This is a genomic window from Plantibacter elymi (nom. nud.) (genome assembly GCF_900177795.1).
GTDB classification, from domain to species: domain Bacteria; phylum Actinomycetota; class Actinomycetes; order Actinomycetales; family Microbacteriaceae; genus Plantibacter; species Plantibacter elymi.
Genome location: NZ_FXWJ01000002.1, coordinates 192316 through 216869 on the forward strand (window position 1 = coordinate 192316; position 24554 = coordinate 216869).

22 protein-coding genes and 1 pseudogene are annotated in these 24554 nt (G+C 69.5%); 2 read left to right on the forward strand and 21 right to left on the reverse strand.

Translation table 11 applies throughout. The features are described from left to right. Positions 1–5: 5 nt before the first annotated feature. The 21 genes and pseudogenes from pyrF to CCK91_RS05920 form a co-directional block, all read right to left on the reverse strand. The gene (gene pyrF / locus CCK91_RS05820) at positions 6–851 is read right to left on the reverse strand and encodes an orotidine-5'-phosphate decarboxylase (RefSeq protein WP_207568193.1); all 846 of its coding nucleotides are present in this window, start codon (positions 849–851) and stop codon (positions 6–8) included. Further along, entirely contained in the window at positions 848–4138 is a 3291-nt protein-coding gene (gene carB / locus CCK91_RS05825; RefSeq protein ID WP_086473290.1) for a carbamoyl-phosphate synthase large subunit, read from the reverse strand. The genes pyrF and carB overlap by 4 nt, the downstream gene beginning before the upstream one ends. Beyond that, positions 4138–5304, reverse strand: coding sequence for a glutamine-hydrolyzing carbamoyl-phosphate synthase small subunit (gene carA, locus CCK91_RS05830; RefSeq protein WP_085510883.1), 1167 nt, complete (start codon positions 5302–5304; stop codon positions 4138–4140). The genes carB and carA overlap by 1 nt, the downstream gene beginning before the upstream one ends. 2 nt (positions 5305–5306) lie before the next feature. Beyond that, positions 5307–5894, reverse strand: a complete 588-nt coding sequence (locus CCK91_RS05835; protein WP_086473291.1) for a PH-like domain-containing protein — start codon at positions 5892–5894, stop codon at positions 5307–5309. After that, positions 5894–7261, reverse strand: coding sequence for a dihydroorotase (locus CCK91_RS05840; RefSeq protein ID WP_207568194.1), 1368 nt, complete (start codon positions 7259–7261; stop codon positions 5894–5896). Before CCK91_RS05840 ends, CCK91_RS05835 begins: the two co-directional genes overlap by 1 nt. Continuing rightward, positions 7254–8213 (reverse strand): aspartate carbamoyltransferase catalytic subunit, encoded by a 960-nt coding sequence (locus CCK91_RS05845; protein ID WP_071260160.1) that lies wholly within the window; start codon positions 8211–8213, stop codon positions 7254–7256. Before CCK91_RS05845 ends, CCK91_RS05840 begins: the two co-directional genes overlap by 8 nt. Further along, positions 8210–8755: pseudogene (gene pyrR, locus CCK91_RS05850) on the reverse strand (bifunctional pyr operon transcriptional regulator/uracil phosphoribosyltransferase PyrR); the annotation flags it as partial. The gene CCK91_RS05845 and the pseudogene pyrR, both read right to left, overlap by 4 nt. Before the next feature lie 68 nt (positions 8756–8823). Continuing rightward, positions 8824–9234, reverse strand: coding sequence for a VOC family protein (locus CCK91_RS05855; RefSeq protein ID WP_086473292.1), 411 nt, complete (start codon positions 9232–9234; stop codon positions 8824–8826). Positions 9235–9236: 2 nt separating this feature from the next. After that, positions 9237–9653, reverse strand: a complete 417-nt coding sequence (nusB, locus tag CCK91_RS05860) for a transcription antitermination factor NusB (RefSeq protein WP_064293834.1) — start codon at positions 9651–9653, stop codon at positions 9237–9239. Beyond that, entirely contained in the window at positions 9650–10213 is a 564-nt protein-coding gene (efp, locus tag CCK91_RS05865; RefSeq protein ID WP_056005785.1) for an elongation factor P, read from the reverse strand. Before efp ends, nusB begins: the two co-directional genes overlap by 4 nt. A gap of 116 nt (positions 10214–10329) precedes the next feature. Then, positions 10330–10773 carry a type II 3-dehydroquinate dehydratase gene (locus CCK91_RS05870; protein WP_086473293.1) on the reverse strand — a complete coding sequence of 148 codons (444 nt, stop codon included), beginning with the start codon at positions 10771–10773 and terminating at the stop codon, positions 10330–10332. Positions 10774–10825: 52 nt separating this feature from the next. Further along, complete coding sequence (gene aroB / locus CCK91_RS05875; protein ID WP_086473294.1) at positions 10826–11923, reverse strand: 3-dehydroquinate synthase; 1098 nt, start codon at positions 11921–11923, stop codon at positions 10826–10828. After that, a complete protein-coding gene (locus tag CCK91_RS05880; protein WP_086473295.1) occupies positions 11920–12438 on the reverse strand; it encodes a shikimate kinase in 519 nt (172 codons plus the stop codon). The genes aroB and CCK91_RS05880 overlap by 4 nt, the downstream gene beginning before the upstream one ends. Continuing rightward, positions 12431–13645, reverse strand: coding sequence for a chorismate synthase (aroC, locus tag CCK91_RS05885; protein WP_086473296.1), 1215 nt, complete (start codon positions 13643–13645; stop codon positions 12431–12433). Before aroC ends, CCK91_RS05880 begins: the two co-directional genes overlap by 8 nt. 94 nt (positions 13646–13739) lie before the next feature. After that, positions 13740–14639: a shikimate dehydrogenase family protein gene (locus CCK91_RS05890; RefSeq protein ID WP_086473778.1), complete on the reverse strand. Its 900-nt coding sequence runs from the start codon at positions 14637–14639 to the stop codon at positions 13740–13742. Between the two features lie 16 nt (positions 14640–14655). Next, complete coding sequence (gene mltG, locus CCK91_RS05895) at positions 14656–16227, reverse strand: endolytic transglycosylase MltG (protein WP_242664401.1); 1572 nt, start codon at positions 16225–16227, stop codon at positions 14656–14658. A 13-nt stretch (positions 16228–16240) separates the two neighbouring features. Beyond that, positions 16241–16711, reverse strand: a complete 471-nt coding sequence (ruvX, locus tag CCK91_RS05900) for a Holliday junction resolvase RuvX (RefSeq protein ID WP_242664402.1) — start codon at positions 16709–16711, stop codon at positions 16241–16243. Between the two features lies 1 nt (position 16712). Next, complete coding sequence (gene alaS / locus CCK91_RS05905) at positions 16713–19367, reverse strand: alanine--tRNA ligase (RefSeq protein ID WP_086473298.1); 2655 nt, start codon at positions 19365–19367, stop codon at positions 16713–16715. A gap of 69 nt (positions 19368–19436) precedes the next feature. Next, positions 19437–19670: a hypothetical protein gene (locus CCK91_RS05910; RefSeq protein WP_064293826.1), complete on the reverse strand. Its 234-nt coding sequence runs from the start codon at positions 19668–19670 to the stop codon at positions 19437–19439. Positions 19671–19830: 160 nt separating this feature from the next. Beyond that, positions 19831–20460 (reverse strand): 30S ribosomal protein S4, encoded by a 630-nt coding sequence (rpsD, locus tag CCK91_RS05915; protein WP_064293825.1) that lies wholly within the window; start codon positions 20458–20460, stop codon positions 19831–19833. Between the two features lie 222 nt (positions 20461–20682). Continuing rightward, entirely contained in the window at positions 20683–22134 is a 1452-nt protein-coding gene (locus CCK91_RS05920; protein ID WP_082915828.1) for a replication-associated recombination protein A, read from the reverse strand. Between the two features lie 184 nt (positions 22135–22318). On the opposite strand from CCK91_RS05920, the gene CCK91_RS05925 reads away from it, so the two are divergent. Continuing rightward, positions 22319–23125: a peptidylprolyl isomerase gene (locus CCK91_RS05925; protein WP_086473299.1), complete on the forward strand. Its 807-nt coding sequence runs from the start codon at positions 22319–22321 to the stop codon at positions 23123–23125. Positions 23126–23258: 133 nt separating this feature from the next. Continuing rightward, on the forward strand, positions 23259–24488 hold the full coding sequence (locus CCK91_RS05930) for a DUF349 domain-containing protein (RefSeq protein WP_369808437.1): 1230 nt from the start codon (positions 23259–23261) through the stop codon (positions 24486–24488). The last annotated feature ends 66 nt before the right edge of the window (positions 24489–24554 follow it).

Consider the following 24554-nt stretch of genomic DNA (forward strand, 5'->3'; position numbering starts at 1 on the left):
CCTGGTCAAGCACGGGCGCTCCTCACGGCTGCGACGGAACGTTCGACGGCGTCCGCGATCCCCGAGGGTCCGGCGGCGAGGATGCTCCGGGACTCGGAGACGATGACACCCGGTGCGAGGTCGCCGTAGATGGATCCGAGGTCGGCGACCGCGGCTCCCTGGTGGCCGAAGCCGGGTGCCAGGATCGGGAGCGTGGTCGTCGGCGGTACCGCCGTCAGGCCGAACTCCTCGAGACGGAGCGTGGCACCGATGACCGCACCGATCGAACCGGTCGACCCGGGGTGGTGCCGTGCGTTCCAGTGGTCGATCTCGTCGAGCATCGACGCCGCGACGGTGAGGCCGGCGCTGTCCTCGGCGCGCTGGACGTCGCGACCCTCCGGGTTCGAGGTCGCGGTCAGCACGAACACGCCCTTGCCGTGCTGCTCGGCGAGGTCGAGCGCCGGCTGCAGTGAGCCGAAGCCGAGGTAGGGGTTCACGGTGATGGCGTCGACCTCCAGCGGCGAACCGGGGGTCAGCCACGCCTCGGCATAGCCCTCCATGCTCGTCCCGATCTCGCCGCGCTTCACGTCGCCGATCACGAGGAGCCCGGCGTCGCGTGCCGCGGCGAGGACCCCTTCAAGGGCGATGTACCCGGCCGATCCGAACCGTTCGAAGAACGCCACCTGCGGCTTGACGATCCCGGCGCGACCGGCTGCGGCCTCGACGACGGCGAGGCCGAAGGCTCCCGCGCCGGCGGCGGTGTCGGGCAGGCCCCACGCCTCGAGCAGGAAGCGGTGCGGATCGATGCCGACGCAGAGTCGGCCCGACCGGACGAAGACCTCGTCCAGTCGGGTTCCGAACGAAGCCGTCACGAGCGCGCAGCCCGATCGAGTGCGTACTCCTGGAGCGAGCGGACCTCGAAGCCCCCGCCGAGCGCCTCGAAGGAGCCGACCGCTGCGGTGAGCTGTGCGATCGTCGTGAAGAGCGGCTTGTCGGCCGCGACGGCGGCCGCGCGGATCTCGTAGCCGTCCGCGCGAGCCGACCGGCCACTCGGGGTGTTGATGACCATGTCGACCTCGTCGCGGTTGATCAGGTCGACGATCGAGTCGTCCTCGCCCGCGGCCGTGGTCTCGCTGTACTTGCGCACCGTCCGGGCACTGATGCCGTTCCGGTTCAGCACCTCGGCCGTGCCGTCGGTCGCGAGGATGTCGAACCCGAGCTGCTGGAGGCGCAGCACCGGCAGGATGATCGAGCGCTTGTCGCGGTCGGAGACCGAGACGAATACCGTTCCGCTCGACGGCAGGCCGCCGTAGGCCGCCTCCTGGCTCTTCGCGAAGGCGCGCGGGAAGTCCTTGTCGATGCCCATCACCTCGCCGGTGGAGCGCATCTCCGGGCCGAGCACGCTGTCGACGATCTGGCCGTCCTTCGTGCGGAAGCGCTTGAAGGGCAGCACGGCTTCCTTGACCGACACCGGGGAGTCGATCGGCACACGGGAGCCGTCGACCGGGGGCAGGAGCCCCGAGTCTTTGAGCTCGGCGACCGTCGCACCGGTCATGATGAGTGATGCGGCCTTCGCCAGCGGGATGCCGAGCGCCTTCGACACGAACGGCACCGTGCGGGACGCACGCGGGTTCGCCTCGATGACGTAGAGGATGCCGGCGCCGATCGCGAACTGGACGTTCAGCAGACCGCGCACGCCGATCCCCTGGGCGATCGCGAGCGTCGCGTTCCGCACGCGATCGATCTCGGCGCGACCGAGCGAGACAGGCGGGAGGGTGCAGCTCGAGTCGCCCGAGTGGATACCGGCCTCCTCGATGTGCTCCATGACGCCGCCGATGTAGAGCTCCTCGCCGTCGAACAGGGCGTCGACGTCGATCTCGATCGCGTCGTCGAGGAAGTGGTCGACGAGCAGCGGCTGGGCCGGGCCCACGATGCCCTGGTCCTCGATGCGCACGAAGTAGTCCGTGAGCGAGGCGCTGTCGTAGATGATCTCCATGCCGCGTCCGCCGAGCACGAAGCTCGGGCGGACGAGGACCGGGTAGCCGATCTCCTCGGCGACGCGCAGCGCACCCTCGATCTCCACCGCGGTACCGTTCTTCGGCGCGACGAGGCCGGCGGCGTCCAGGATCTCCTGGAACTGGCCGCGCTCCTCGGCGAGGTCGATGGCGGTCGGCGTGGTGCCGAGAATCGGGACGCCTGCGGCCTCGAGCCCCTTCGCGAGCCCGAGCGCCGTCTGGCCGCCGAGCTGGACGACGACACCGACGAGTTCGCCCGACTCGCTCTCGGCGTGGATGACCTCGAGGACGTCCTCGAGCGTGAGCGGCTCGAAGTAGAGTCGGTCGCTCGTGTCGTAGTCCGTCGAGACGGTCTCCGGGTTGCAGTTGATCATGATGGTCTCGAAGCCGGCGGCCTGCAGCGCGAAGGACGCGTGCACGCAGGAGTAGTCGAACTCGATGCCCTGGCCGATGCGGTTCGGGCCGGACCCGAGGATGACCACCTTGCGGCGGTCGCTCGCGACCACCTCGGTCTCCGTGTCGTAGCTCGAGTAGTGGTACGGGGTGAGCGCCGGGAACTCGCCGGCGCACGTGTCGACGGTCTTGTAGACCGGGCGGACACCGAGGATGTGGCGGACCTCGCGCACCTCCTGCTCGCCGAACCCGCGCAGCTGACCGATCTGCGCGTCCGAGAAACCGTGGTTCTTCGCAGTGCGGAGCACCTCGGTGTCGAGGCGTTCCGCCGCGGCGATCCAGTCGGCGACGTCGTTGATCAGGACGATCTGGTCGATGAACCACGGGTCGATCTTGGTGGCTTCGAAGACCTGCTCGGCGGTGGCACCCTTGCGGAGCGCCTGCTGCACGACGACGATGCGGCCGTCGGTCGGGGTCTTCATGACCTCGAGCAGTTCCTCGACGCTGCGGGACTCGTCGCCCCAGTGGAAGCTGGAACCGCGCTTCTCGAGCGACCGCAGCGCCTTCTGCAGGGCGGTGGCGTAGTTGCGTCCGATGGCCATCGCCTCACCCACCGACTTCATGGTGGTCGTGAGCGTCGGGTCGGCGGCGGGGAACTTCTCGAACGCGAAGCGCGGCACCTTGACGACGACGTAGTCGAGCGTGGGCTCGAAGCTCGCGGGCGTGACCTTCGTGATGTCGTTCGGGATCTCGTCGAGGCGGTACCCGATGGCCAGCTTCGCCGCGATCTTCGCGATCGGGAAGCCGGTCGCCTTCGAGGCGAGGGCACTCGAGCGGGAGACGCGCGGGTTCATCTCGATGACGATGATGCGGCCGTCGGCCGGGTCGACCGCGAACTGGATGTTGCAGCCGCCGGTGTCGACGCCGACCGCGCGGATGATGTCGATACCGATGTCGCGGAGCTTCTGGTACTCGCGGTCCGTCAGCGTCAGGGCGGGAGCCACCGTGATGGAGTCCCCGGTGTGCACGCCGACCGGGTCGACGTTCTCGATCGAGCAGACGACGACGGTGTTGTCGGCCGTGTCGCGCATGAGCTCGAGCTCGTACTCCTTCCAGCCGAGGATCGACTCCTCGAGGAGCACCTCGGTGGTCGGGCTCTGGTGGAGGCCGTCGCCGACGATCCGGCGGAGCTCCGTCTCGGTATAGGCGAAGCCCGAGCCGAGGCCGCCCATGGTGAACGAGGGGCGGACGACCAGCGGGTAGCCGAGGTCCTCGGCGTAGCCGACGGCCTCCTCGACCGTGTGGGCGATGTACGAGCGGGCCACGTCCGCGCCCGCGTCGAGCACGAGCTGCTTGAAGATCTGGCGGTCCTCGCCCTTGTTGATCGCCTCGAAGTTCGCGCCGATGAGCTCGACGTCGTACTTCTCGAGGATGCCGTGCTCGTGCAGCTGGATCGCGGCGTTCAACGCCGTCTGGCCGCCGAGGGTCGGGAGGATCGCGTCGGGCTTCTCCTTCGCGATGATCGTCTCGATGACCTGCCAGGTGATCGGCTCGACGTAGGTCGCGTCGGCGAAGTCGGGGTCGGTCATGATCGTCGCCGGGTTCGAGTTGACGAGGATGACGCGGACGCCCTCCTCGCGCAGCACGCGGCACGCCTGGGTGCCCGAGTAGTCGAACTCGGCGGCCTGCCCGATGACGATCGGCCCGGAGCCGATGACGAGGACGCTGTTGATGTCGTCGCGCTTGGGCACTAGTTGTTCTCCTTGGTGCTGGAAGTGGTGGCGTGGCCGGTCACGAGGTCGCGGAACCGGTCGAACAGGTAGACCGCGTCATGCGGACCCGAGGCGGACTCGGGGTGGTACTGGACCGAGAACGCGGGGATGTCGATGCAGTTGATGCCCTCGACGACCTCGTCGTTCAGGCTGTAGTGGCTGACCTCGGCGAGGCCGAACCCGGCAGGCGTCTCGTGTCGGCCCTCGATCGGCAGGTCGACCGCGAAGCCGTGGTTCTGCGAGGTGATCTCCACCCGACCGGTCGCCTTGTCGAGGACCGGCTGGTTGATCCCGCGGTGACCGAACGGCAGCTTGTAGGTCTCGAAGCCGAGCGCGCGGCCCAGCAGCTGGTTGCCGAAGCAGATGCCGAAGTACGGCACGCCCGCGCGGAGCACGTCCTGCAGGAGGGCGACGTGCGCGTCGCTCGCAGCCGGGTCGCCGGGGCCGTTGGAGAAGAACAGGGCGGACGGTTCGAGTGCGAGGACCTCGGCCGAGGTCACCGACTGCGGCAGCACCACGACGTCGAAGCCGCGGGCGGCGAGGTGGTTGAGCGTCGACGTCTTGACGCCGAGGTCGAGGACCGCGACGGAACCGACGCGCTCGCCCACCGCCGGCACGGTGTACTGCTCGGTCGTGGAGACCTGGCTCGACAGGTTCAGACCGGCCATCTGCGCGCCGGCGCGGACGAGACTGAGCTGCTCGGCGCCGGACAGCTCGAAGTCCTCGCCGGAGAACACGCCGCCGCGCATGGAACCGGCGGAGCGGATGTGCCGGGTCACCGCGCGGGTGTCGATGCCGCTGATGCCCACGACGCCGTCCTGGACGAGTTCGTCGTCGAGCGAGCGGTCCGCCCGGAAGTTCGAGACGACGCGCGACGCGTCGCGGACCACGTATCCGGCGACCCAGACGCGGGCGGACTCCATGTCCTCGCGGTTGACGCCGGTGTTGCCGATGTGGGGCGCGGTCATCAGGACGATCTGTCCGGCGTAGGACGGGTCGGTCAGCGTCTCCTGGTAGCCGGTCATGCCGGTGGCGAAGACGACCTCGCCGAGCGTGCGGCCGGTCGCGCCGTAGGCGTGCCCGACGTAGCGGTTGCCGTCCTCGAGGACGAGCACCGCTGGACTGGGTGGGGTGAAGGAGGTCATGGTCAAGCCCTCTCGTGAGGCGGTGGGGTGGAGTCGTCGGCCGAGGTGGTGTCGGCGACGGTGTCTGGGGTGCCGGTCGGCCGGAGTCCGGCGTCCGTGGCGGGGATGAGGCTCGTGACGGTCTCGATGATGCGGGCGCGGTCCGCCTGCTCGAGGACGCGGAAGGTGCTGTCCGCGATCACCGTCGGGACGGGGCGCCAGCTCAGGCGGATGAGCCCGCCGGGCTCGACGACCCGGTCGATCGTGAGGTTGGTCTGGTCGACGCCGACGATGCTCGTCGCCGGGATGAACGTCGGCCGCTCCCCCGGGACGTCGACGACGACCCCGTCGGTACCGAGCTCGAGTGTGACCCGGGATCGGTAGCGCAGTCCCTGCAACGCCAGCCGTTCGAGTGGCTGGTCGTGCTTCGACGTCGCGACGTAGAGGACCTCGACCGTCAGTGACGGGACCGGCCGAGGGTCGGGGAGCTCCGCGAGGGGACCGACCTGGGCATCGCGCGCGACACGGCGTCGCCAGGCGAAGGCCATGAGGGCGAGGATGCCGAGGAGGACGAGGGCGACGAGGACGGCCGCGAGGATCCGCCCGTCCATCAGCGCTCGACCTCCGCGGATCGCGCGGCGCGGCGCGCTGCGGCCGCGACCTGCTCCGTCGGGAGCACCGCACCGTCCAGGACGGTCGCGTAGCCCCGGTGGAAGGTGGCGACGACGCGGCCGGGCAGCTCCAGGCCGAGGTAGGGCGAGTTCACGCCCTTGCCGGCCAGGTCGGCCGTGCCGAACGGACGGGTGGCGGCGGTGTCGTAGAGCACGACCTCCGCCGGGGCACCGGCGTCGAGCGCAACCCCGTGTCCGGTGATCCGTCCGATCCTCGCCGGCGTCGCCGAGAGCACCCGCGCGACGTCGCTCCAGTCCAGGAGCCCGGTCGCCACCATCGACGCGTGCACGACGGAGAGGGCGGACTCGAGGCCCACCATGCCGTTCGCGGCGGCGTCCCACTCGCAGTCCTTGGCCTCGACCGGATGCGGTGCGTGGTCCGTCGCGACGATGTCGATCGTGCCGTCCGCCAGGGCCTCGCGCAGCGCCTGGACGTCTTCCGCCCGTCGCAGGGGCGGGTTCACCTTGTACCGTGCGTCGTAGCTCGCCACCAGTTCCTCCGTGAGCAGCAGGTGGTGCGGCGTGACCTCGGCCGTGACGGGGATGCCTCGGGCCTTCGCCCAGCGGATGACGTCGACGGAACCGGCCGTGGAGACGTGGCAGATGTGGAGGCGGGAACCCACGTGCTCGGCGAGGAGCACGTCGCGGGCGATGATCGACTCCTCGGCGACCGCAGGCCACCCGGTGAGCCCGAGTTCGCCGGAGAGGGCGCCCTCGTTCATCTGCGCGCCGACCGTGAGCCGAGGTTCCTGCGCGTGCTGGGCGATCACGCCGTCGAAGGCCTTCACGTACTCCAGCGCACGGCGCATGAGCAACGGGTCGGACACGCAGAGGCCGTCGTCCGAGAAGACCCGCACCTTGGCACGTGAGGAGGCCATGGCGCCGAGTTCGGCGAGCCGCTCCCCGGCGAGTCCGACCGTCACGGCACCGATCGGCTGCACCGTGGCGTAGCCGGCGCGTTCACCGAGCGACTGCTCCTGCTCGACGACCCCGGCCGTGTCGGCCACCGGCGAGGTGTTGGCCATCGCGAACACCGCGGTGAAGCCGCCGGCGGCTGCGGCACGCGTGCCGGTGAGCACCGTCTCGCTCTGCTCGAACCCGGGTTCCCGGAGATGCGTGTGGAGGTCGACGAGCCCGGGCAGCGCGAGGAGACCGTCCGCGTCGACGACGGTCGCGCCGACAGCGCTCAGCCCGGAGCCGCGTTCCGCGATCCGTCCGTCGCGCAGGAGGAGGTCGGTGCGCGTCCCGTCGGCGAGCGTCGCTCCGGTGATCAGCGTGACGTCGTGGTTCGAAGTGGGCTCAGACACGGGTGGATTCCTCTCGATCGCCGGACAGCAGCAGGTACAACGCGGCCATCCGGACCGACACCCCGTTGGCGACCTGTTCGAGGACGGTCGACCGGGGTGAGTCGGCTGCCCCGGACGAGATCTCCAGACCGCGGTTCATCGGCCCGGGGTGCATGACAATGCTAGCCGGATCGAGGCGGGCGAGCCGCTCGTCGTCGAGCCCCCAGCGCCTGGAATACTCCCGGCTGTTCGGGAAAAAGGCGGCGTGCATGCGTTCGGACTGGATCCGGAGCATCATCAGCACGTCGGGGCGCTGGGCGATCGCGTCGTCCAGGTCGTAGCGGACGGTGGCCGGCCACGGACCGAGGTCCACCGGAAGCAGCGTCGGTGGGGCGACGAGGGTCACCTCGGCGCCGAGCGTGTCGAGCAGCCAGACGTTCGACCGGGCGACCCGGGAATGCAGGATGTCGCCGACGATCGTCACCGCCACCCCGTCGAGCGCGCGACCGCGGGACCGCTCACCGTGGAGGCGCTTGCGCATCGTGAACGCGTCCAGGAGGGCCTGCGTCGGGTGCTCGTGCGTCCCGTCCCCCGCGTTCAGGATGCCGGCGTCGATCCACCCGCTGTCGGCGAGGGTCTGCGGCGCACCGGAGGCCGAGTGTCGGATCACGACGGCGTCGGCATGCATCGCGGCGAGGGTCTGCGCGGTGTCCTTCAGGCTCTCGCCCTTCGAGACGCTCGACCCCTTCGCGCTGAAGGTGATGACGTCCGCGGACAGCCGTTTGGCGGCAGCCTCGAACGAGATGCGCGTGCGGGTCGAGTCCTCGAAGAAGAGGTTGACGACCGTCTTCCCACGGAGGGTCGGGAGCTTGCGGACCTCACGGAACTGCGTCTCGGCCATGTCCTCCGCGACGTCGAGGATCTCGATCGCCTCATCGCGGGTGAGGGTCTTCGTCGACAGCAGGTGTCTCATTCGCCGCTCCCCTCGATCGTCACCGAGTCGTCGCCGTCGAACTCCGTGAGCCGGACGAAGATGCGCTCCGCCTGCGAGGAGGGCAGGTTCTTCCCCACGAAGTCGGGTCGGATCGGGAGCTCGCGGTGCCCGCGGTCGACGAGGGCGGCGAGCCGCACGACGCGCGGGCGGCCCAGGTCGGTCAGTGCGTCGAGGGCGGCGCGGATCGTGCGTCCCGAGTACAGGACGTCGTCGACGAGGACGACCGTGCGCCCGTCGATCCCCTGTGGCGGCAGCGTCGTGGGCTGCGGCGCACGGGTCGGGTGCTTCGCCAGGTCGTCGCGGTACATCGTGACGTCCAGCGCACCCGAGACGATGGTCGCGCCCGAGATCGAGGAGATCGTGGCGGCGATCCGCTTCGCGAGGATGACCCCGCGCGTCGGGATGCCGAGGATCACGAGGTCGTCTGCTCCGCGGTTGGACTCGAGGATCTCGTGGGAGATCCGAGTCAACGCCCGCGCGATGTCAGCTTCGTGCAGCACGGTACGTGCGCTCATCGCCGACTCCCTTCTCCGCCTCTCTGGACGGTCTTAAAGGTTGTCTTGGTCAACACCCGAGCCTAGCAGTCGGATCAGGCCTCGTAGAGCTCCAGCGGGAGGCCGTCGGGATCGAAGAAGAACAGCATCTTCCGCGAGGTGTGCGGGTCGATCCGGACGTCTTCGACGCGGACACCCAGCTCCACCAGACGGGCGTGGCCGGCGTCGACGTCGTCGACCGCGAAGGCGAGGTGCCGCAGTCCGAGCGCTTCGGGCCCGGATGCGCGCGCCGGCGGGTCCGGGAAGGAGAACAGCTCGATGAGGTATTCACCGTTCAGGGCGAGGTCGCCCATCCAGGAGTCGCGCTCGGCCCGGTACACCTCGGTGAGCAGCTCGCAGCCAAGCACCGAGGTGTAGAAGCGCTTCGAGGCCTCGTAGTCGCTGGCGATGATCGCGATGTGGTGCACGCGCTTCAGCGGCAGGGCCGCACCGGTCTCGTCGCTCATCGTCACCGCGGGTTGATCTGCGAGATCTTGCCGAGCAGGCCGTTGATGAAGCCGGCGGAGTCGTCGGTCGACAGCGTCTTGGCCGCCTCGACCGCTTCGTCGATGGCCACGCCGTGCGGCACCTCGTCGTTGAACAGGATCTCCCAGATCGCGATCCGGAGGATGGCCCGGTCGACCGTGGGCATCCGCGCGAGCGTCCAGCCCTGCGCGTACGTCTCGATCTGTTCGTCGATCTCCTCGGCGTGGTCACCGACGCCGTCGACGATCTCTCGCGCGTACAACCACGAGGCCTGGCGGTCGGGCTCGCTGACGGCGCGAGACGCTTCCGCGGACAGGACCTCAGCGAGGGTCTGCTGACGGACGTCGGCCTGGTACAGCAGATCGAGGGCGCGCTTGCGCGCCTTGGTACGAGCGCTCACTCGTTGACGCGACCGAGGTAGTCACCCGTGCGGGTGTCGACCTTGACCTTGGTGCCGGTCTCGAGGAAGAGCGGGACCTGGATCTCGTAGCCGGTCTCGACGGTCGCCGGCTTCGTGCCACCGGTCGAGCGGTCACCCTGGAGCCCGGGTTCCGTGTAGGTAACCTCGAGGATGACCGACGCGGGGAGTTCGACGTACAGCGGGTTGCCGTTGTTGAGCGCGACCGTGACGTCCTGGTTCTCGAGGAGGAAGTTCTTGGTGTCGCCGACGACGACGGCGGGAATGGTGATCTGGTCGTAGTCGCTCTTGTCCATGAAGACGAAGGAGTCGCCGTCCGCGTACAGGTAGGTGAAGTCGCGGCGGTCGACGTTCTCGACGTCGATCTTCGTGCCGGCGTTGTACGTCTTGTCGACGACCTTGCCGGTCATGATGTTCTTCATCTTGGTGCGGACGAACGCGCCACCCTTGCCCGGCTTGACGTGCTGGAACTCGATCACCGTCCAGAGCTGCCCGTCGATGTTCAGGACGATGCCGTTCTTGATGTCAGCGGTAGAAGCCATGCGCGAGAATGTCCGTTCGTGGAAAGTGTGCGGCCGGATACGACCCAACGAACGAGTGTAACCGCTGCGAGGACCCCTGACCAACGCGCCCGTGGTGGACCGGGGCGCCGTGCACGTCACTCGGTGCTGCGGCGGACCACGAGGTCGAGGGCGAGGCGGTACGAGTCGAAGCCGAAACCGGCGATCACGCCGGTCGCGACACCGGAGATCACGCTCGTGTGACGGAACGCCTCGCGGGCGTGTGGATTCGAGAGGTGCACCTCGACGAGCAGGAGGCCCGCCTTCGTGACCATGGCCGCTGCGTCGCGGAGCCCGTAGCTGTAGTGGGTGAACGCCGCGGGGTTCAGGATCACGGACGTGCCGGCGTCGACGGCCTCGTGGAGCCAGCCGATCAGCTCGCCTTCGTCGTCCGTCTGACGCAGGTCGATCCGCGTCCCGTCGCCAGCGTCCGCCTCGAGCACGGTGCGCAGCGCTTCGAGGTCGGCCGAGCCGTAGACGTCGGGTTCACGGCTGCCGAGGCGTCCGAGGTTCGGTCCGTTGAGGACGAGCACGGTGATCATGAGTCGAGGGTATCCGTTCGGGACGAGCGCTCACGGAGCGCGACGGCGTCGGTCAGGAGCCGATCTCCTGATAGGCGGCGAAGAGCAGCGAGGTCTCGGGCCCCTGGAGGACGGTCGGCTTGGCGAGGTCGTCGAGCACGATGAACCGCAACATCGAACCACGCGTCTTCTTGTCGCGCTGCATCGTCGCGAGCAGGGTGTTCCAGCGGCCCACCGGATAGGCGATCGGCAGGCTGAGGAGTTCCAGGACGCGACGGTGGCGGTCGACGACCTCGTCCGACAGCCGGCCGGCGAGGCGGGACAGCTCGGCGACGTACATCATGCCGATCGCCACCGCGGCACCGTGTCGCCACTGGTACCGCTCGGCGTGCTCGATGGCGTGCCCGAGCGTGTGCCCGTAGTTGAGGATCTCGCGGAGGCCCTGCTCGGTGAAGTCCTCGCTGACGACGTCGGCCTTCATCCGGATCGCGAGCTCGATGCAGCGGCGGAAGGCGGGTGTGTCGGGGTCGGTCGCGGCGTCGACGTCGGCCTCGATGAGGTCGAGGATCTCCGGGTAGCGGATGAACCCGGCCTTGGCCACCTCGGCGAACCCGGCGAGGATCTCGTTCTTCGGGAGGGTGTCGAGCGTGTCGAGATCGCAGACGACAGCGGCCGGGGCGTAGAAGGCGCCGACGAGGTTCTTGCCTTCGGCAGTGTTGATGCCCGTCTTGCCGCCCACGGCCGCGTCGACCATGCCGAGGACCGTCGTTGGGACCTGCACGAGCCGGACGCCGCGCAGCCAGGTGGCGGCGACGAAGCCGGCGAGGTCGGTGACCGCGCCACCGCCGAACCCGATGACCGCGTCGGAGCGCGTGAAGTCGGCCTGCCCGAGGACTCCCCAGCAGAACGCGGCGACTTCGACCCGTTTCCCGGCCTCGGCGTCCGGCACCTCGGCGAGCAGCACCTGGTACCGGTCGCTCAGGGTCTCGCGCAGCTTGGCCGCCTTCTCGCCCAGCGTCGCCGGGTGGACGATGAGGACCCGCTGTACGCCGGTCCCGAGGGCGTCGACGAGCACGTCCACCAGCCCTCTCCCGATCGTGATGGGGTACGGGGAGGATCCCGTCACCTCGATGACGGTCCGCTCGGTCTGGGTGGTCGGTTCGGTGCTCATGCAGGCTCCTTCACCCAGGCGACGAGCTCGTCGACGATGCCTGAGATGGGTCGGTGCGAGGTGTCGAAGGTGACATCCGCGAGTCGTTCGTACACGGGACCCCGGGCGGCGGCGATGCGCGACCACGCGCCGGGGTCGTCGCGGAGGAGCGGACGCTTGTCGAGGTTGGCCCGCGCCAGCACGGCCTCCTCGGTGACCGTCAGCAGCACGACGCGTGCGTCGGCGAGCTCACGCTGCGTGTCCTCGTCGAGGACCGCTCCCCCGCCGAGCGACACGATCGCCGGCTGCCCGAGCGCGGCGGCGACGGCGGCCCGTTCCAGAGCGCGGAAGTGCGCCTCGCCGTATTGATCGAAGATGCGAGCGATCGCGCCGTGCTCGCCGGACACGACGTTGTCGGTGTCGACGAACGGCAGGCCCAGGCGCTTCGCCAGCTGCTTGCCGACCCGGCTCTTCCCCGACCCCATCGGTCCGATGAGGACGACGGGGAGTCGGAGATCGACGGCCTGCTCAGGCATCGGCGCTGGAGGCGTGGTCGCCTCGCGTGCGCAGGTTCGACGGGATCGCTGCCAGGTATCCGTCGAGGTTGCGCTTCGTCTCGGGGACGGAGTCGCCACCGAACTTCTCGAGGACCGCTTCGGCGAGGACCAGGGCCACCATCGCCTCGGCCACGACACCGGAGGCCGGGACCGCGCAGACGTCCGAGCGCTGGTGGTGCGCGGTGGCGGCCTCGCTCGTCGCGACGTCGACCGTGCGGAGCGAGTGCGGGACGGTCGCGATCGGCTTCATGCCGGCACGGACGCGGAGGACGGTACCGGTGGTCATGCCACCCTCGGTGCCGCCGGCGCGGTCGCTCTGTCGGGCGATGCCGTCGCTCTCCTGGACGAGCTCGTCGTGGGCCGCGGAACCGCGACGCGTCGTCGTGAGGAAGCCGTCGCCGACCTCCACACCCTTGATGGCCTGGATGCCCATGAGCGCTGCTGCGAGCCGTGCGTCGAGTCGGCGGTCCCAGTGGACGTAGGAGCCGAGTCCCGGTGGGAGTCCGTAGGCCAGGACCTCGACGATGCCGCCGAGGGTGTCGCCGTCCTTCTTGGCCGCGTCGACCTCGGCGACCATGCGCTCCGAGGTCGCCTTGTCGAAGCAGCGCAGCGGATCGGCGTCGAGCGCGTCGACGTCGGCCGGGACCGGCAATGGGCTGTCTTCGGGAACGCGCACGGGACCGATCGACAGCGTGTGGCTGACGAGGGTGATGCCCAGCTCGCCGAGGAAGGAGCGCGCGACGGCACCCAGGGCCACGCGCGCAGCGGTCTCGCGTGCGCTGGCGCGTTCGAGCACCGGACGCGCCTCGTCGAAACCGTACTTCTGCATGCCCGTCAGGTCGGCGTGCCCGGGACGCGGACGGGTGAGCGCGGCGCTGCGGCCACGAGACTTTTCGGAGATCTCGGTCGGCTCGGGGCTCATGACCTCGGCCCACTTCGGCCACTCGGTGTTGCCGATGCGGATCGCGATCGGGCTGCCCATGGAGAAGCCGTGGCGGACGCCGCCGGACAGGTTGAGCTCGTCCTCCTCGAACTTCATGCGGGATCCTCGGCCGTAGCCGAGCTTCCGTCGGGCGAGGTCGGCGCGGACGCCGTCCATGGAGATGGGGACGCCGGACGGGAGTCCCTCGAGGACGGCGATGAGTTCCGGGCCGTGAGACTCTCCGGCAGTGAGCCAACGAAGCATGGTCCTATCCTTCCATAGAGCCGGGACGCGACCGTGCGCCTTCGGTCGACGGCCCGGCGGGTGTGCAGGTGGGCGACGGATGCGTCCGGAGCGGTCAGTGCGAGGCGACCGGAGCCCCGGTGTGATCGAGGTGGACCGTGTCGAGCATCGCCCGGAGCACCGTCGTCTCGTCCTCGAGCGGCAGGAGCGGATCGCCGAGGACGAAGATCCGGACCTGGAGCAACGCCTGGTGCACGAGCATCGACAGTCCGCTGAGGACCGACCCGCCGGCCTGCGACCACGCCTCCGCGAGCACACTCGGCCACGGGTCGTACGCGACGTCGAGGAGGAGCGCGCCTGGAGCACGGGACAGGACCGGACCCGGTTCGGTGAGGACGCCGCCGGGAAGGGTGCTGATCACGAGTGGTGCGGCGGGCGTCTCGCCGTCGAGCGGCCCTGAGGCGAACCGCAGCCCCAGCCGGCCGGCGAGGTCCTCGAGTGGTCGCGCCTGGGCCGGTCGTCGGAGCGCCACGTGGACGTGCTCGGCACCGAGGTCCGCCGCCGCCATGATCGTCGAGGAGGCCGTGGCTCCCCCGCCCAGGACGACGGCGGACGCGATCGTGTCGACGCCGGCCGCCCCGATCGCACGGACGATGCCGCCGACGTCGGTGTTGAACCCCTCGATCCGACGGGATCCATCCTCGGCTCGGCGGAGACGCAGCGTGTTGACCGCCCCGGTCTCGGTTGCGGCGCGATCGGCCACGTCGGCCAGCTCGAGCGCGCGATGCTTCAGGGGCATGGTCAGCGAGAGCCCCCGCCAGTCAGAGCCGAGGTCGTCGAGGAAGGCCGACAGGCCGGCCGCCTCGAGTTCGTGGCGACCGTAGTCCCAGTTGAGCCCCAGCACCCGGTACGCGGCCTCGTGCAGTGCCGGGGACTTGGAGTGGGCGATGGGCGCGCCGAGCACGGCGAGCCGCGGCTGCCCGCCCTGGCCGTGACCCGGCCCTGTTCCACTCATGTGCGCCACGCTCCCGCTACTGGTACTCGGGGTGCTCGTCCATCCAGGACAGCCACTTGTCGACCGCGGCCTCGTGCTCCTCCTGGGTGGTGGAGAAGATCGTCTCGCCGGAGTCGAGGTTCCAGGTGACGAAGTAGAGCCAGGGTCCGTCGGCCGGGTGCAGCGCGGCGTCGATCGCGAGGTCGCCCGGGTTCGAGATGGGTCGCACGACCATGCCCGGGTGGACGTAGGTGTTGTACGGGTTCGAAGCGTCGGCGCGCTCGGCGTCCGTGGTCGACACCCGGTGGGTGTTGCCCGTCCCGTAAGCGACCGTGGCGTCGGACTGCAGCAGACCGCTCTCCCACTGGGCCGGGTCCAGCCGATTGAGGAAGACCCGCGACACCTTGTAGTAGTCGTCGCGGAGGCCCGCCTCCTTCTGGATGAGCGAGGCCAGGACGATGGTCTTCCAACGGTCCTCGGGCTTCACACCGGCGTCGTCGAGCGCCTGGAACGACCGGTTCACGAGGGTCTGGAGGACCGCGTGCGCATCGCCGCCGTCGGGGAGGCTGTAGGTCGCCGGGAAGAGGAACCCCTCGAGCGAGGTCGCCTCGGCGGGGAGGCCGAAGGACGCGACGTCGGCGGCCGCCGCCTGGAGTTCCTCCAGCGGGATGCCGGTGCCCTCCGCGATCGACGGCAGGGCGTCCTGCTCAGCGGTGCCCTCGGGGATGACGAAAATGTCCTCCATGCGGTTCGCCTCGTCGGTCAGGGCCGCGAGGGCGGACTCTGCGCTCATCTTGAGCTTCAGCTTGTAGGCGCCCGGGAAAAACTCCGGCTGGGTGGGCTGTGCGAGGAGGAGGTCGTAGAAGGCGTCGAACGACTTCGTGACCCCCGCGTCGTGCAGGCTCGTCGCAATGTCCTCGCCGATGTCGCCCTCGTTGACCATGACGACGGCCTCGCCGCTGCCGGCACCCTCGTAGTCGTTCGGTTCCTCCCAGCCGAGGACCTTGCGGATCTGCGGCTCGTAACTCGTCCACACGACCGCGGCGCACGCGACGAGACCCCCGACGACGACGATCGACACGATGAGCGCGATGAGCCCGCGACGGCCACGTCGGCGCTTCGGCGGTTCCCCGCCGGCCAGCGCACGACGGCGCCCCCGATGGATCGGCTGCGGCCCGCTGTCGTTCGCCGTGTCGTCCTCAGCGAGCAGGTCCTCGAACGCGGGGATGGTCGTGGTCCTGGCCCGGGACGCCGAAGACTCGGTGTCGTCCGACTCGGGCGCACGTGAGGTCGGCGCGCTCACGGGTGTGTCGCTCGCGGCCGCCTCGCCGACGCTGGAGTCACCCGACGACGCGGCGGTCGAGGGGGCGTCGACCGATGGGGTGTCGACCGCTGAGGCGTCGGTCGGGACCGGTCCGACCGGATCGCTCGCGGCGTCTCCATCGGCGGGCTCGGACGGCGTCGAGGCGGCTTCCGCGGCCTCCCGCTGCTGACGTGCCTCGCGTCGGGACAGTGGCACCGGCTGCTCCCCCGCGGCGTTCCGTTCCGACGTGAAGAGGTCGGCGAGCGGATCGTCTGCTGAGTTGTTCTGAGGTGTCAGATTCGACACAGGCACGTCCTGTTCACGGGTCGACGGGGCTTCCGGGGGGTCGCCCCGAGCCGCGTTCGGCGTCGAGGGCGTACTGCAAGAGTATGACGGCCGCCACCTGATCGACAATCGAGCGGGTCTGCTTCTGTCGTTTCCCAGCGGAGCGCAAGGCGCTGTGGGCGGTCACCGTCGTCAGCCGCTCGTCGACGAGACGGGCCGGGACACCGGTGATCGACCTGAGCCGGGAGGCGAACTCCCGGGCGTCCTGCGTGGACGCCGTGTCCTTCCCCGACAGGGCGATCGGGAGACCGACGACGAGCTCCACGGCGCCGAGTTCTTCGGCGATGACCGCGATCGCCCGGATGTCGGCATCGCCGCCGAGGTCGCGTGGGACCGTCTCCACCGGCGTGGCCAACAGGCCGTCGGGATCGCTTCTCGCGACCCCGACCCTGGCCTTCCCGACGTCGATCCCGAGTCGGACTCCGCGACGGAACTCGTCCGTCACGTCAGGCGATCTCGCGTGCGATCGCCGCGAGGGCATCGCCAAGCGCGGTGGCATCGACGCCGCCACCCTGTGCGAGGTCGTCCTTCCCACCACCGTTGCCGCCGAGGACACCGGCTGCGACCCGGACGAGGACGCCTGCCTTGAGTCCGGCGTCGCGGGCACCCTGGTTCGTCGCGACGACGATCGCGGGCTTCCCGCCGACGACCGCGCCCAGGGCGACGACCGCCGGGCTCGCGCCGAGCTGCTCGCGGAGCTGCGTGACGAGCGTCCTGACGTCGTTCGGTGACCCGAGCTCGCCCAGGTGTTCGGCGACGAGCGACACCGGGCCGACGCGGTGAGCGGTCTGCGCCAATGCCGGGAGGCGTTCGCTCAGCCCACGGGCTTCGAACGCGGCGATCTTCTTCTCAGCGGCCTTGAGGTTCGCGACGAGTTCGGCGATGCGGTCGGGCAGCTGCTCCTTCGGCGTCTTGAGGCTGCCGGAGAGCTGTGACACGAGCGCCCGCTCGGCGGCGAGGTCGCGGAAGGCCTCGAGTCCGACGAGCGACTCCACGCGACGGTTCGTCGACCCGACGGACGACTCGCTGACGAGGTTGATCAACCCGATCTCGGCGCTCGAGGTGACGTGGGTGCCCGCACACAGCTCACGCGACCACGGTCCGCCGATGTCGACGACGCGGACGGTCTCGCCGTACTTCTCGCCGAACAGCGCCATGGCTCCGAGCGCCTTCGCGTCGTCGAGCGCCATCTCGCGGGTGGTCACCTGCAGGTTGTCGCGGATGGCGTTGTTGGAGATCTCCTCGATCTCCGACTTCGTCGCCGGTGACAGCGGCTGGTTCCAGGTGAAGTCGAGCCGGAGATAGCCTGCCTTGTTCGACGAACCGGACTGGTGGGCGCTGTCGCCCAACACCTGCCGGAGGGCGGCGTGGATGATGTGCGTGCCGGAGTGCGCCTGCTGCGCGCCGCGGCGGTAGCTCGCGTCGACGATGGTCGTCGCCGGTGCGTCCACGCCGACCTCACCCTGGCTCACCTGCACCTTGTGGGCGATGAGACCCTTGACCGGCTTCTGGACGTCGAGCACCTCGAGCTCGTATCCGGGACCGACGATGACGCCCTGGTCGGCCTCCTGCCCGCCGGACTCCGCGTACAGCGAGGTCTCCGCCAGGATCACCTCGGCGATGTCTCCGGCGACCGCGCGCTGCACCGGGTGTCCGCCCACGATGATGCCGAGGATGCGGCTCTCGGTCTCGAGCTCGGTGTAGCCGGTGAACACGGTCTCGCCCTTGGCGCGGATGTCGCTGTAGACCGAGAGGTCGGCGAGGACGCTCTTCTTCGCCTTCGCGTCGGCCTTCGCCCGCTGGCGCTGCGCGGTCATGAGTGAATCGAACGCGTCACGGTCGACGGAGAGGCCGGCCTCCTCCGCGATCTCGAGGGTCAGGTCGATCGGGAACCCGTAGGTGTCGTGCAGGAGGAACGCGGAGTCGCCGGCGAGGGCCGTCCGGCCCGTGCCCTTGGTCTGCTCGAGCGCGAGGTCGAGGATGGTCGTGCCGCTGGCCAGCGTCCGGAGGAAGGTCTCCTCCTCGGCGTAGGCGCTCTGCGAGATCCGGCCGAAGTCGGTCTCGACCTCGGGATAAGCGGCCTTCATGGCGTCGCGCGACGCGGAGAACAGTTCGGGGAACGTCGCGGTGTCGACGCCGAGGAGGCGCATCGCACGGACGGTGCGTCGCATGAGGCGGCGGAGGATGTACCCGCGTCCCTCGTTCGACGGCGTGATGCCGTCGCTCATGAGCATGAGCGAGGAACGCACGTGGTCGGCAATGACGCGCATCCGGACGTCGTCGTCGTGGTCGGCGCCGTAGCGACGGCCGCTCAACTCGGCGGCGCGATCGAGGACCGGGCGCACCTGGTCGATCTCGTACATGTTCTCGACGCCCTGCTTGAGGAAGGCCACCCGCTCGAGCCCCATGCCGGTGTCGATGTTCTTCTTCGGGAGTTCGCCGACGATGTCGAAGTCGACCTTGCCGCGGACGTTCTCGATCAGGTACTGCATGAACACGAGGTTCCAGATCTCGACGTACCGGTCGTCGTCGGTCGCCGGGCCGCCGTCGGCTCCGTAGGCGGGACCACGGTCGAAGAAGATCTCCGAGCACGGGCCGGCCGGTCCGGGCTGACCCGTCGACCAGTAGTTCGTGTCCTTGTCGAGCCGCTGGATGCGGTGCTCGGGGAGCCCTGCGACGCGCTTCCAGAGGTCGATCGCCTCGTCGTCGTCCTTGTACACGGTGACCCAGAGATCCTTCTCGTCGAAGGCGAGGCCGCCGCTCGACTCACTGCCGGTCAGGAGCTCCCACGCGTAGGTGATCGCGCCCTCCTTGAAGTAGTCGCCGAAGGAGAAGTTGCCGTTCATCTGGAAGAAGGTGCCGTGCCGAGGCGTCTTGCCCACCTCTTCGATGTCGTTGGTGCGGATGCACTTCTGGACGCTCGTGGCGCGGTCGAACGGCGCGGGGACGACGCCTGTGAGGTACGGCACGAACGGCACCATGCCGGCGACCGTGAAGAGGAGCGAGGGGTCGTCGCTGACGAGAGAGGCGGAGGGGACGACGGTGTGCCCCCGATCGCCGAAGAAGGTGAGCCAGCGGGAGCGGATGTCAGCGGTGTCCATGGTGTCCGTACGTCAGGGGTGTGCGTGTCGATGTTCGTGCGCTGCGGCGATGCCCGTCCGGGCGTGCCGCTACGGCTTGGTGAGGTCTTCTGCGGCGTCCTCGACGCGCGCGACGACGGTCTCCGCCGTGTCGCGCAGCTGCGCCTCGCGCTCCTTGTAGGCGTCGCCGACGGTGTCGGTGAACTCCCTGACGCGTGAGTCCAGCTCGGAGAAGAACCGCTTGCCGGACTGTGTCTTGTTGATCTCGTGGGCGACGACGAAGCCGGCGCCGATGCCGACGATCAGCCAGAACACGTTCTTCATGGGGAACTCCTCATCTGCGGTGCGACCACCCGGGCGTCGCCGGGCGTACCAAGCATCCATCGTAGTCGAGCGCGGTGGACCGATGGCGTCGTACAACGACGAAGAGGCACCGGCCGGAGCCGATGCCTCTTCGTGTGGTGCCCTGAGTCGGGCCGCAGTCCTAGCGGGCTGCGTAGTACTCGACGACGAGCTGCACTTCGCAGGTCACGGGGACCTCGGCGCGCTTCGGGCGACGCTCGAGACGTGCCTGGAGCTTGTCGAGCTCGACCGAGAGGTACGCGGGCACCTTCGGCAGGACGTCGACGTGACCGCCGGCAGCGGCGACCTGGAAGGGCTCGGTGCCCTCGGAGCGCGGCTTGACGTGGATGAGCTGCCCCGGCTTCACGCGGAAGGACGGGCGGTCGACGAGCTGGCCGTCGACCATGATGTGGCGGTGCACGACCATCTGGCGGGCCTGAGCCGTGGTGCGGGCGAAGCCGGCACGGAGGACGAGCGCGTCGAGACGGGTCTCGAGGATCTCGACGAGGTTCTCACCCGTCAGGCCCTGGGTGCGACGTGCCTCCTGGAAGGCGATCTTGAGCTGAGCCTCGCGGATGCCGTACTGGGCGCGCAGACGCTGCTTCTCGCGCAGACGGACGGCGTAGTCGCTGTCTGCCTTGCGCTTGGTGCGGCCGTGCTCACCGGGAGCGTAGGGACGCTTCTCGAGGTACTTGGCGGCCTTCGGGGTGAGGGCGATGCCGAGTGCCCGCGAGAGGCGGGTCTTGCTGCGGGTACGTGACTTGGTAGACACGGTTTCCTTTCGATGAAGTCTCAAACGATGAATGACCGGCGCGAAGACGCGTCGGTGATCCGGAATCACACCGGACAAAGTCAGAGGGGTCCGCCGGGGCTGTTCGGCTACAGAACACGCCCGTCGAACACGGTGATCGAGCAGCCGCGCAGTCACACCGGTTCTAGGCGGATCAATACTAGCACGACGTCCCCCGGTCGCCGGGCCGCCGCGACCCGAGGATCACTCGCCCCGGACGATCTTCCGGAGTTTGTCCAACCGTGCCGAGATGTCGCGTTCGTGGCCGTGGTCGGTGGGCTGGTAGTACCGGACGTCGCGGAGCTCGTCGGGCAGGTACTGCTGGGCGACGACACCGATCGGGTGGTCGTGCGGGTAGCGGTAGCCCTTGCCGTGTCCGAGGCGCTTGGCGCCCGCGTAGTGGGCGTCGCGCATCGGCTTCGGCACACGTCCGAAGGCTCCGGCCCTGACGTCGGCGATGGCCTGGTCGATGGCGACGTAGGCCGCGTTCGACTTGGCGGCGGTGGCCAGGTACACCACGGCCTCGGCCAGCGGGATGCGACCCTCGGGCATGCCGATGAACTGGACGGCGTCGGCGGCCGCCACGGCGATGGGCAGCGCCTGCGGGTCGGCGATGCCGATGTCCTCGGCCGCGGAGATGATGATGCGGCGGGCGATGAAGCGCGGGTCCTCCCCCGCCTCGATCATCCGAGCGAGGTAGTGCAGCGCGGCGTCGACGTCGGATCCGCGGATGCTCTTGATGAACGCGCTGATGACGTCGTAGTGCTCGTCGCCGTTGCGGTCGTATCGGAGCAGGGCGCGGTCGACCGCCTGCGAGACGAGCTCGTCGGTGATGACGGGACCGCGGGGCGCCCGCGTCGCGGTGTCGGAGTCGTCGTCCACCCCGTCTTCGTCGTCTTCATCATCCTCATCGCCGACGTCGAGGAGGCCCGCGTCGTCGAGATCGAGCTCGTCGGGGTCGACCGGAGCGCCGAGATCGGAGTCGGCGGCGATCGCGGCCGCCTCTAACGCCGTCAGGGCTCGTCGGGCATCGCCGGAGGACAACTGGATGATCGCGGCGCGGGCCTCCGGCGTCACGGTGAAGCGACCCGCCAGGCCGCGCGGGTCGGTCACGGCGCGGTCGATGAGGATGCCGAGGTCGTCGTCGCTCAGCTGTTCGAGCGTGAGGAGCAGCGAACGCGACAGCAGCGGGGAGATGACGGAGAACGACGGGTTCTCGGTCGTCGCGGCGACCAGGATGACCCAGCCGTTCTCCACGCCGGGGAGCAGGGCGTCCTGCTGCGCCTTCGTGAACCGGTGGATCTCGTCGAGGAAGAGGACGGTCGAGCTGCCGTAGAGGTCGCGGCTCGACATCGCCTCCTCCATGACCTGCCGGACGTCCTTGACGCCCGCCGTCACGGCCGAGAGCTCCACGAACCGGCGGCCGGAGCTGTGCGCGATGGCCTGCGCCAGCGTCGTCTTCCCGGTGCCCGGTGGGCCCCAGAGGATGACGGACACGGCCGCCTGCGTCCCCTCGTTGTCGCTCGCCAGGCGGACGAGCGGCGAGCCGGGACGGAGCAGATGCTGCTGGCCGGCGACCTCCTCGAGGCTGCGGGGCCGCATGCGCACGGCGAGCGGTACCGGTGCGCCGGCGATGCCGGGTCCTCGACTGAACATTCCACCAGGCTAGCCGCAGCCTGCGACACGCGGACCCGCTGCAGAACGGGGTCGCCGCCGTCGTGCGCCGTTTGGTCCGCGCGGAGCGCTCCCCGTAAGGTTCTCCTGGGCAGTCCGCCGCGGGCGTGGTGCCAGATGACAGCGCGATGCCGCCGCTCGGCCGACGGCACCTGGAGGGAACGACGTGGCAACGAGCAAGGGTCCGGACAAAGAGGCACGCGCAGCACGCGCACGGCTGCGCGCCTACAACGCCCGGCGCACCGTGCACGAGCACCGCTCCAAGCGCCGCGTCCGCGACAACGTGATCGCCGCTGCGGCGCTCGTCGTCATCCTGGCCGGTGCCACGGCTGCGCAGGTGTTCTTCTTCGCCGGCGGTCCGGGCGCCCCGGTCGCGACGCCCACCGCCTCCGCTGAGGCCGGGGCCTGCGGTGTCACCGGGGCCACCGACGGCGCGAACACCGGCGAAGTCCCCGCGAGCACCATCGCCGAGGACCGCGACTGGAGTGGCGAGATGACGATCAACGACGTCGTCATGAACCTCACCCTCGACGGCGCCTGCGCGCCGCAGGGTGTCTCCTCCTTCATCTCCCTCGCCCAGTCCGGCTTCTACGACGGCGTCACCTGCCACCGCCTCACGACGAGCGGCATCTACGTCCTGCAGTGCGGCGACCCCGACGGCACCGGCACCGGCGGCCCCGGGTACAGCTACGGCCCGGTCGAGAACGCACCGACGGACGACGTCTACCCGGCCGGCACCATCGCCATGGCGCGCCAGGGCGGGAACGGCTACAGCAACGGTTCGCAGTTCTTCCTCGTGTACCAGGACTCGACCATCCCGTCCGACGCCGCCGGCGGCTACACCGTGCTCGGCCAGATCACGAGTGGTCTCGACCAGCTCGTCTCGGGCGTCGTGTCCGGCGGCGTCGCAGACGGCAGCGGTGACGGTGCTCCAGCGGTCCCGGCCACCATCACCTCGGTGACGGTCCAGTAGCGCGTGCAGTAACCTGCACCAGACGGAACCGACCGGCGCAAGCGGTCGCCCCGAGCAGGACTCGGGGTAATAGGCTTGTGGATCGATCACGATCGCCACGAACGGCGGTCAACACACAGCAAGGGTGATGCGCGTGACCAGTCCAGAGATCGAACCGTGGGGTCGTGTCGACGACGACGGCACCGTCTACGTCCGTGAGGCCGACGGTGAACGAGCGGTCGGACAGTACCCCGACGGTTCCAAGGAGGAGGCGCTCGCGTACTTCGAGCGCAAGTTCACGGACCTCGCCGGACAGGTGACGCTCCTCGAGCAGCGCGCGAAGCGCGGTGCACCGGCGACGGACGTCGCCAAGGCCGTGAAGTCGATCACCAAGCAGGTCGAGTCCGCCAACGCGGTCGGCAACCTGCAGGCGCTCCTGACCCGCCTCGCGGCGCTCGACGGCACCGTGAGCGAGCTGACCGAGGCGCAGAGCCAGGAGACCAAGGCAGCGCTCGAGGAAGCGGCACGTGCGCGTCTCGCGATCGTCGAGGAAGCCGAGCAGCTCGCGCAGCAGGATCCGGCACGGGTGCAGTGGAAACAGACCTCGGCGCGACTCGACGAACTCTTCGCCGAGTGGCAGCGCCAGCAGCACGACGGTCCGCGTCTCGCGAAGAACGACGCCAACGACCTCTGGAAGCGGTTCCGGACGGCGCGCGCGACGATCGAGCAGCACCGTCGTGCGTTCTACACGGAGCTGGACTCGGTCCACAAGGAGGCACGCGCGATCAAGCAGAAGCTCGTCGAGCGCGCTGAGGCCCTCATCGCCAAGGGCGCCGAGGGCATCCCCGCCTACCGCAGCCTGCTCGACGAGTGGAAGGCATCCCCGCGTGCCGGGAAGCGCCAGGACGACGCGCTCTGGGCGAAGTTCAAGGCCGCGGGCGACGCGATCTACGGCGCGAAGGCCGAGATCGACGCGCGCGACAACGAGGAGTTCCAGGGCAACCTGGACCTGAAGCTCGCGGTGTTGGCGGATGCCGAGCCGATCCTCGCCGACACGAACCGGGACTCGGCGCGCAAGGCGCTCACCGACATCCAGCGTCGGTGGGACGAGATCGGCAAGGTCCCGCGCGAGCAGGTCCGCGTCGTCGAAGACCGTCTCCGCAAGATCGAGACCCACGTCAAGCAGCTCGAGGACGAGCACTGGAAGCGCAACAACCCCGAGACGAAGGCGCGCACCGAGGGGCTCGCGAGCCAGCTCGCCGACGCCATCGCCAAGCTCGAGGACGAGGTCGAGGCGGCACGAGCCTCCGGTGACGCCGATCGGCTCACCGCGGCCATCGAGGCGCTGGATGCACGCAAGGCGTGGCTCGGGGCGATCCGCTAGGCGGATCCGCTCCACCAACCGCGTGACGGTCGCGGTTCTCCACAGATCCGTCGACGATCCTCCTGC

Coding starts and splice junctions, on each gene's coding strand:
- aroB (WP_086473294.1), bottom strand. CDS start 11,923: ATGAGCACCGAACCGACCACCCAGACCGAGCGGACCGTCATCGAGGTG.
- CCK91_RS05855 (WP_086473292.1), bottom strand. CDS start 9,234: ATGAGCGACGAGACCGGTGCGGCCCTGCCGCTGAAGCGCGTGCACCAC.
- CCK91_RS05920 (WP_082915828.1), bottom strand. CDS start 22,134: ATGTTCAGTCGAGGACCCGGCATCGCCGGCGCACCGGTACCGCTCGCC.
- efp (WP_056005785.1), bottom strand. CDS start 10,213: ATGGCTTCTACCGCTGACATCAAGAACGGCATCGTCCTGAACATCGAC.
- CCK91_RS05835 (WP_086473291.1), bottom strand. CDS start 5,894: ATGGACGGGCGGATCCTCGCGGCCGTCCTCGTCGCCCTCGTCCTCCTC.
- CCK91_RS05890 (WP_086473778.1), bottom strand. CDS start 14,639: ATGAGTGGAACAGGGCCGGGTCACGGCCAGGGCGGGCAGCCGCGGCTC.
- CCK91_RS05910 (WP_064293826.1), bottom strand. CDS start 19,670: ATGAAGAACGTGTTCTGGCTGATCGTCGGCATCGGCGCCGGCTTCGTC.
- carA (WP_085510883.1), bottom strand. CDS start 5,304: ATGACCTCCTTCACCCCACCCAGTCCAGCGGTGCTCGTCCTCGAGGAC.
- CCK91_RS05880 (WP_086473295.1), bottom strand. CDS start 12,438: ATGCCTGAGCAGGCCGTCGATCTCCGACTCCCCGTCGTCCTCATCGGA.
- CCK91_RS05845 (WP_071260160.1), bottom strand. CDS start 8,213: ATGAGACACCTGCTGTCGACGAAGACCCTCACCCGCGATGAGGCGATC.
- alaS (WP_086473298.1), bottom strand. CDS start 19,367: ATGGACACCGCTGACATCCGCTCCCGCTGGCTCACCTTCTTCGGCGAT.
- CCK91_RS05870 (WP_086473293.1), bottom strand. CDS start 10,773: ATGATCACCGTGCTCGTCCTCAACGGACCGAACCTCGGACGCCTCGGC.
- aroC (WP_086473296.1), bottom strand. CDS start 13,645: ATGCTTCGTTGGCTCACTGCCGGAGAGTCTCACGGCCCGGAACTCATC.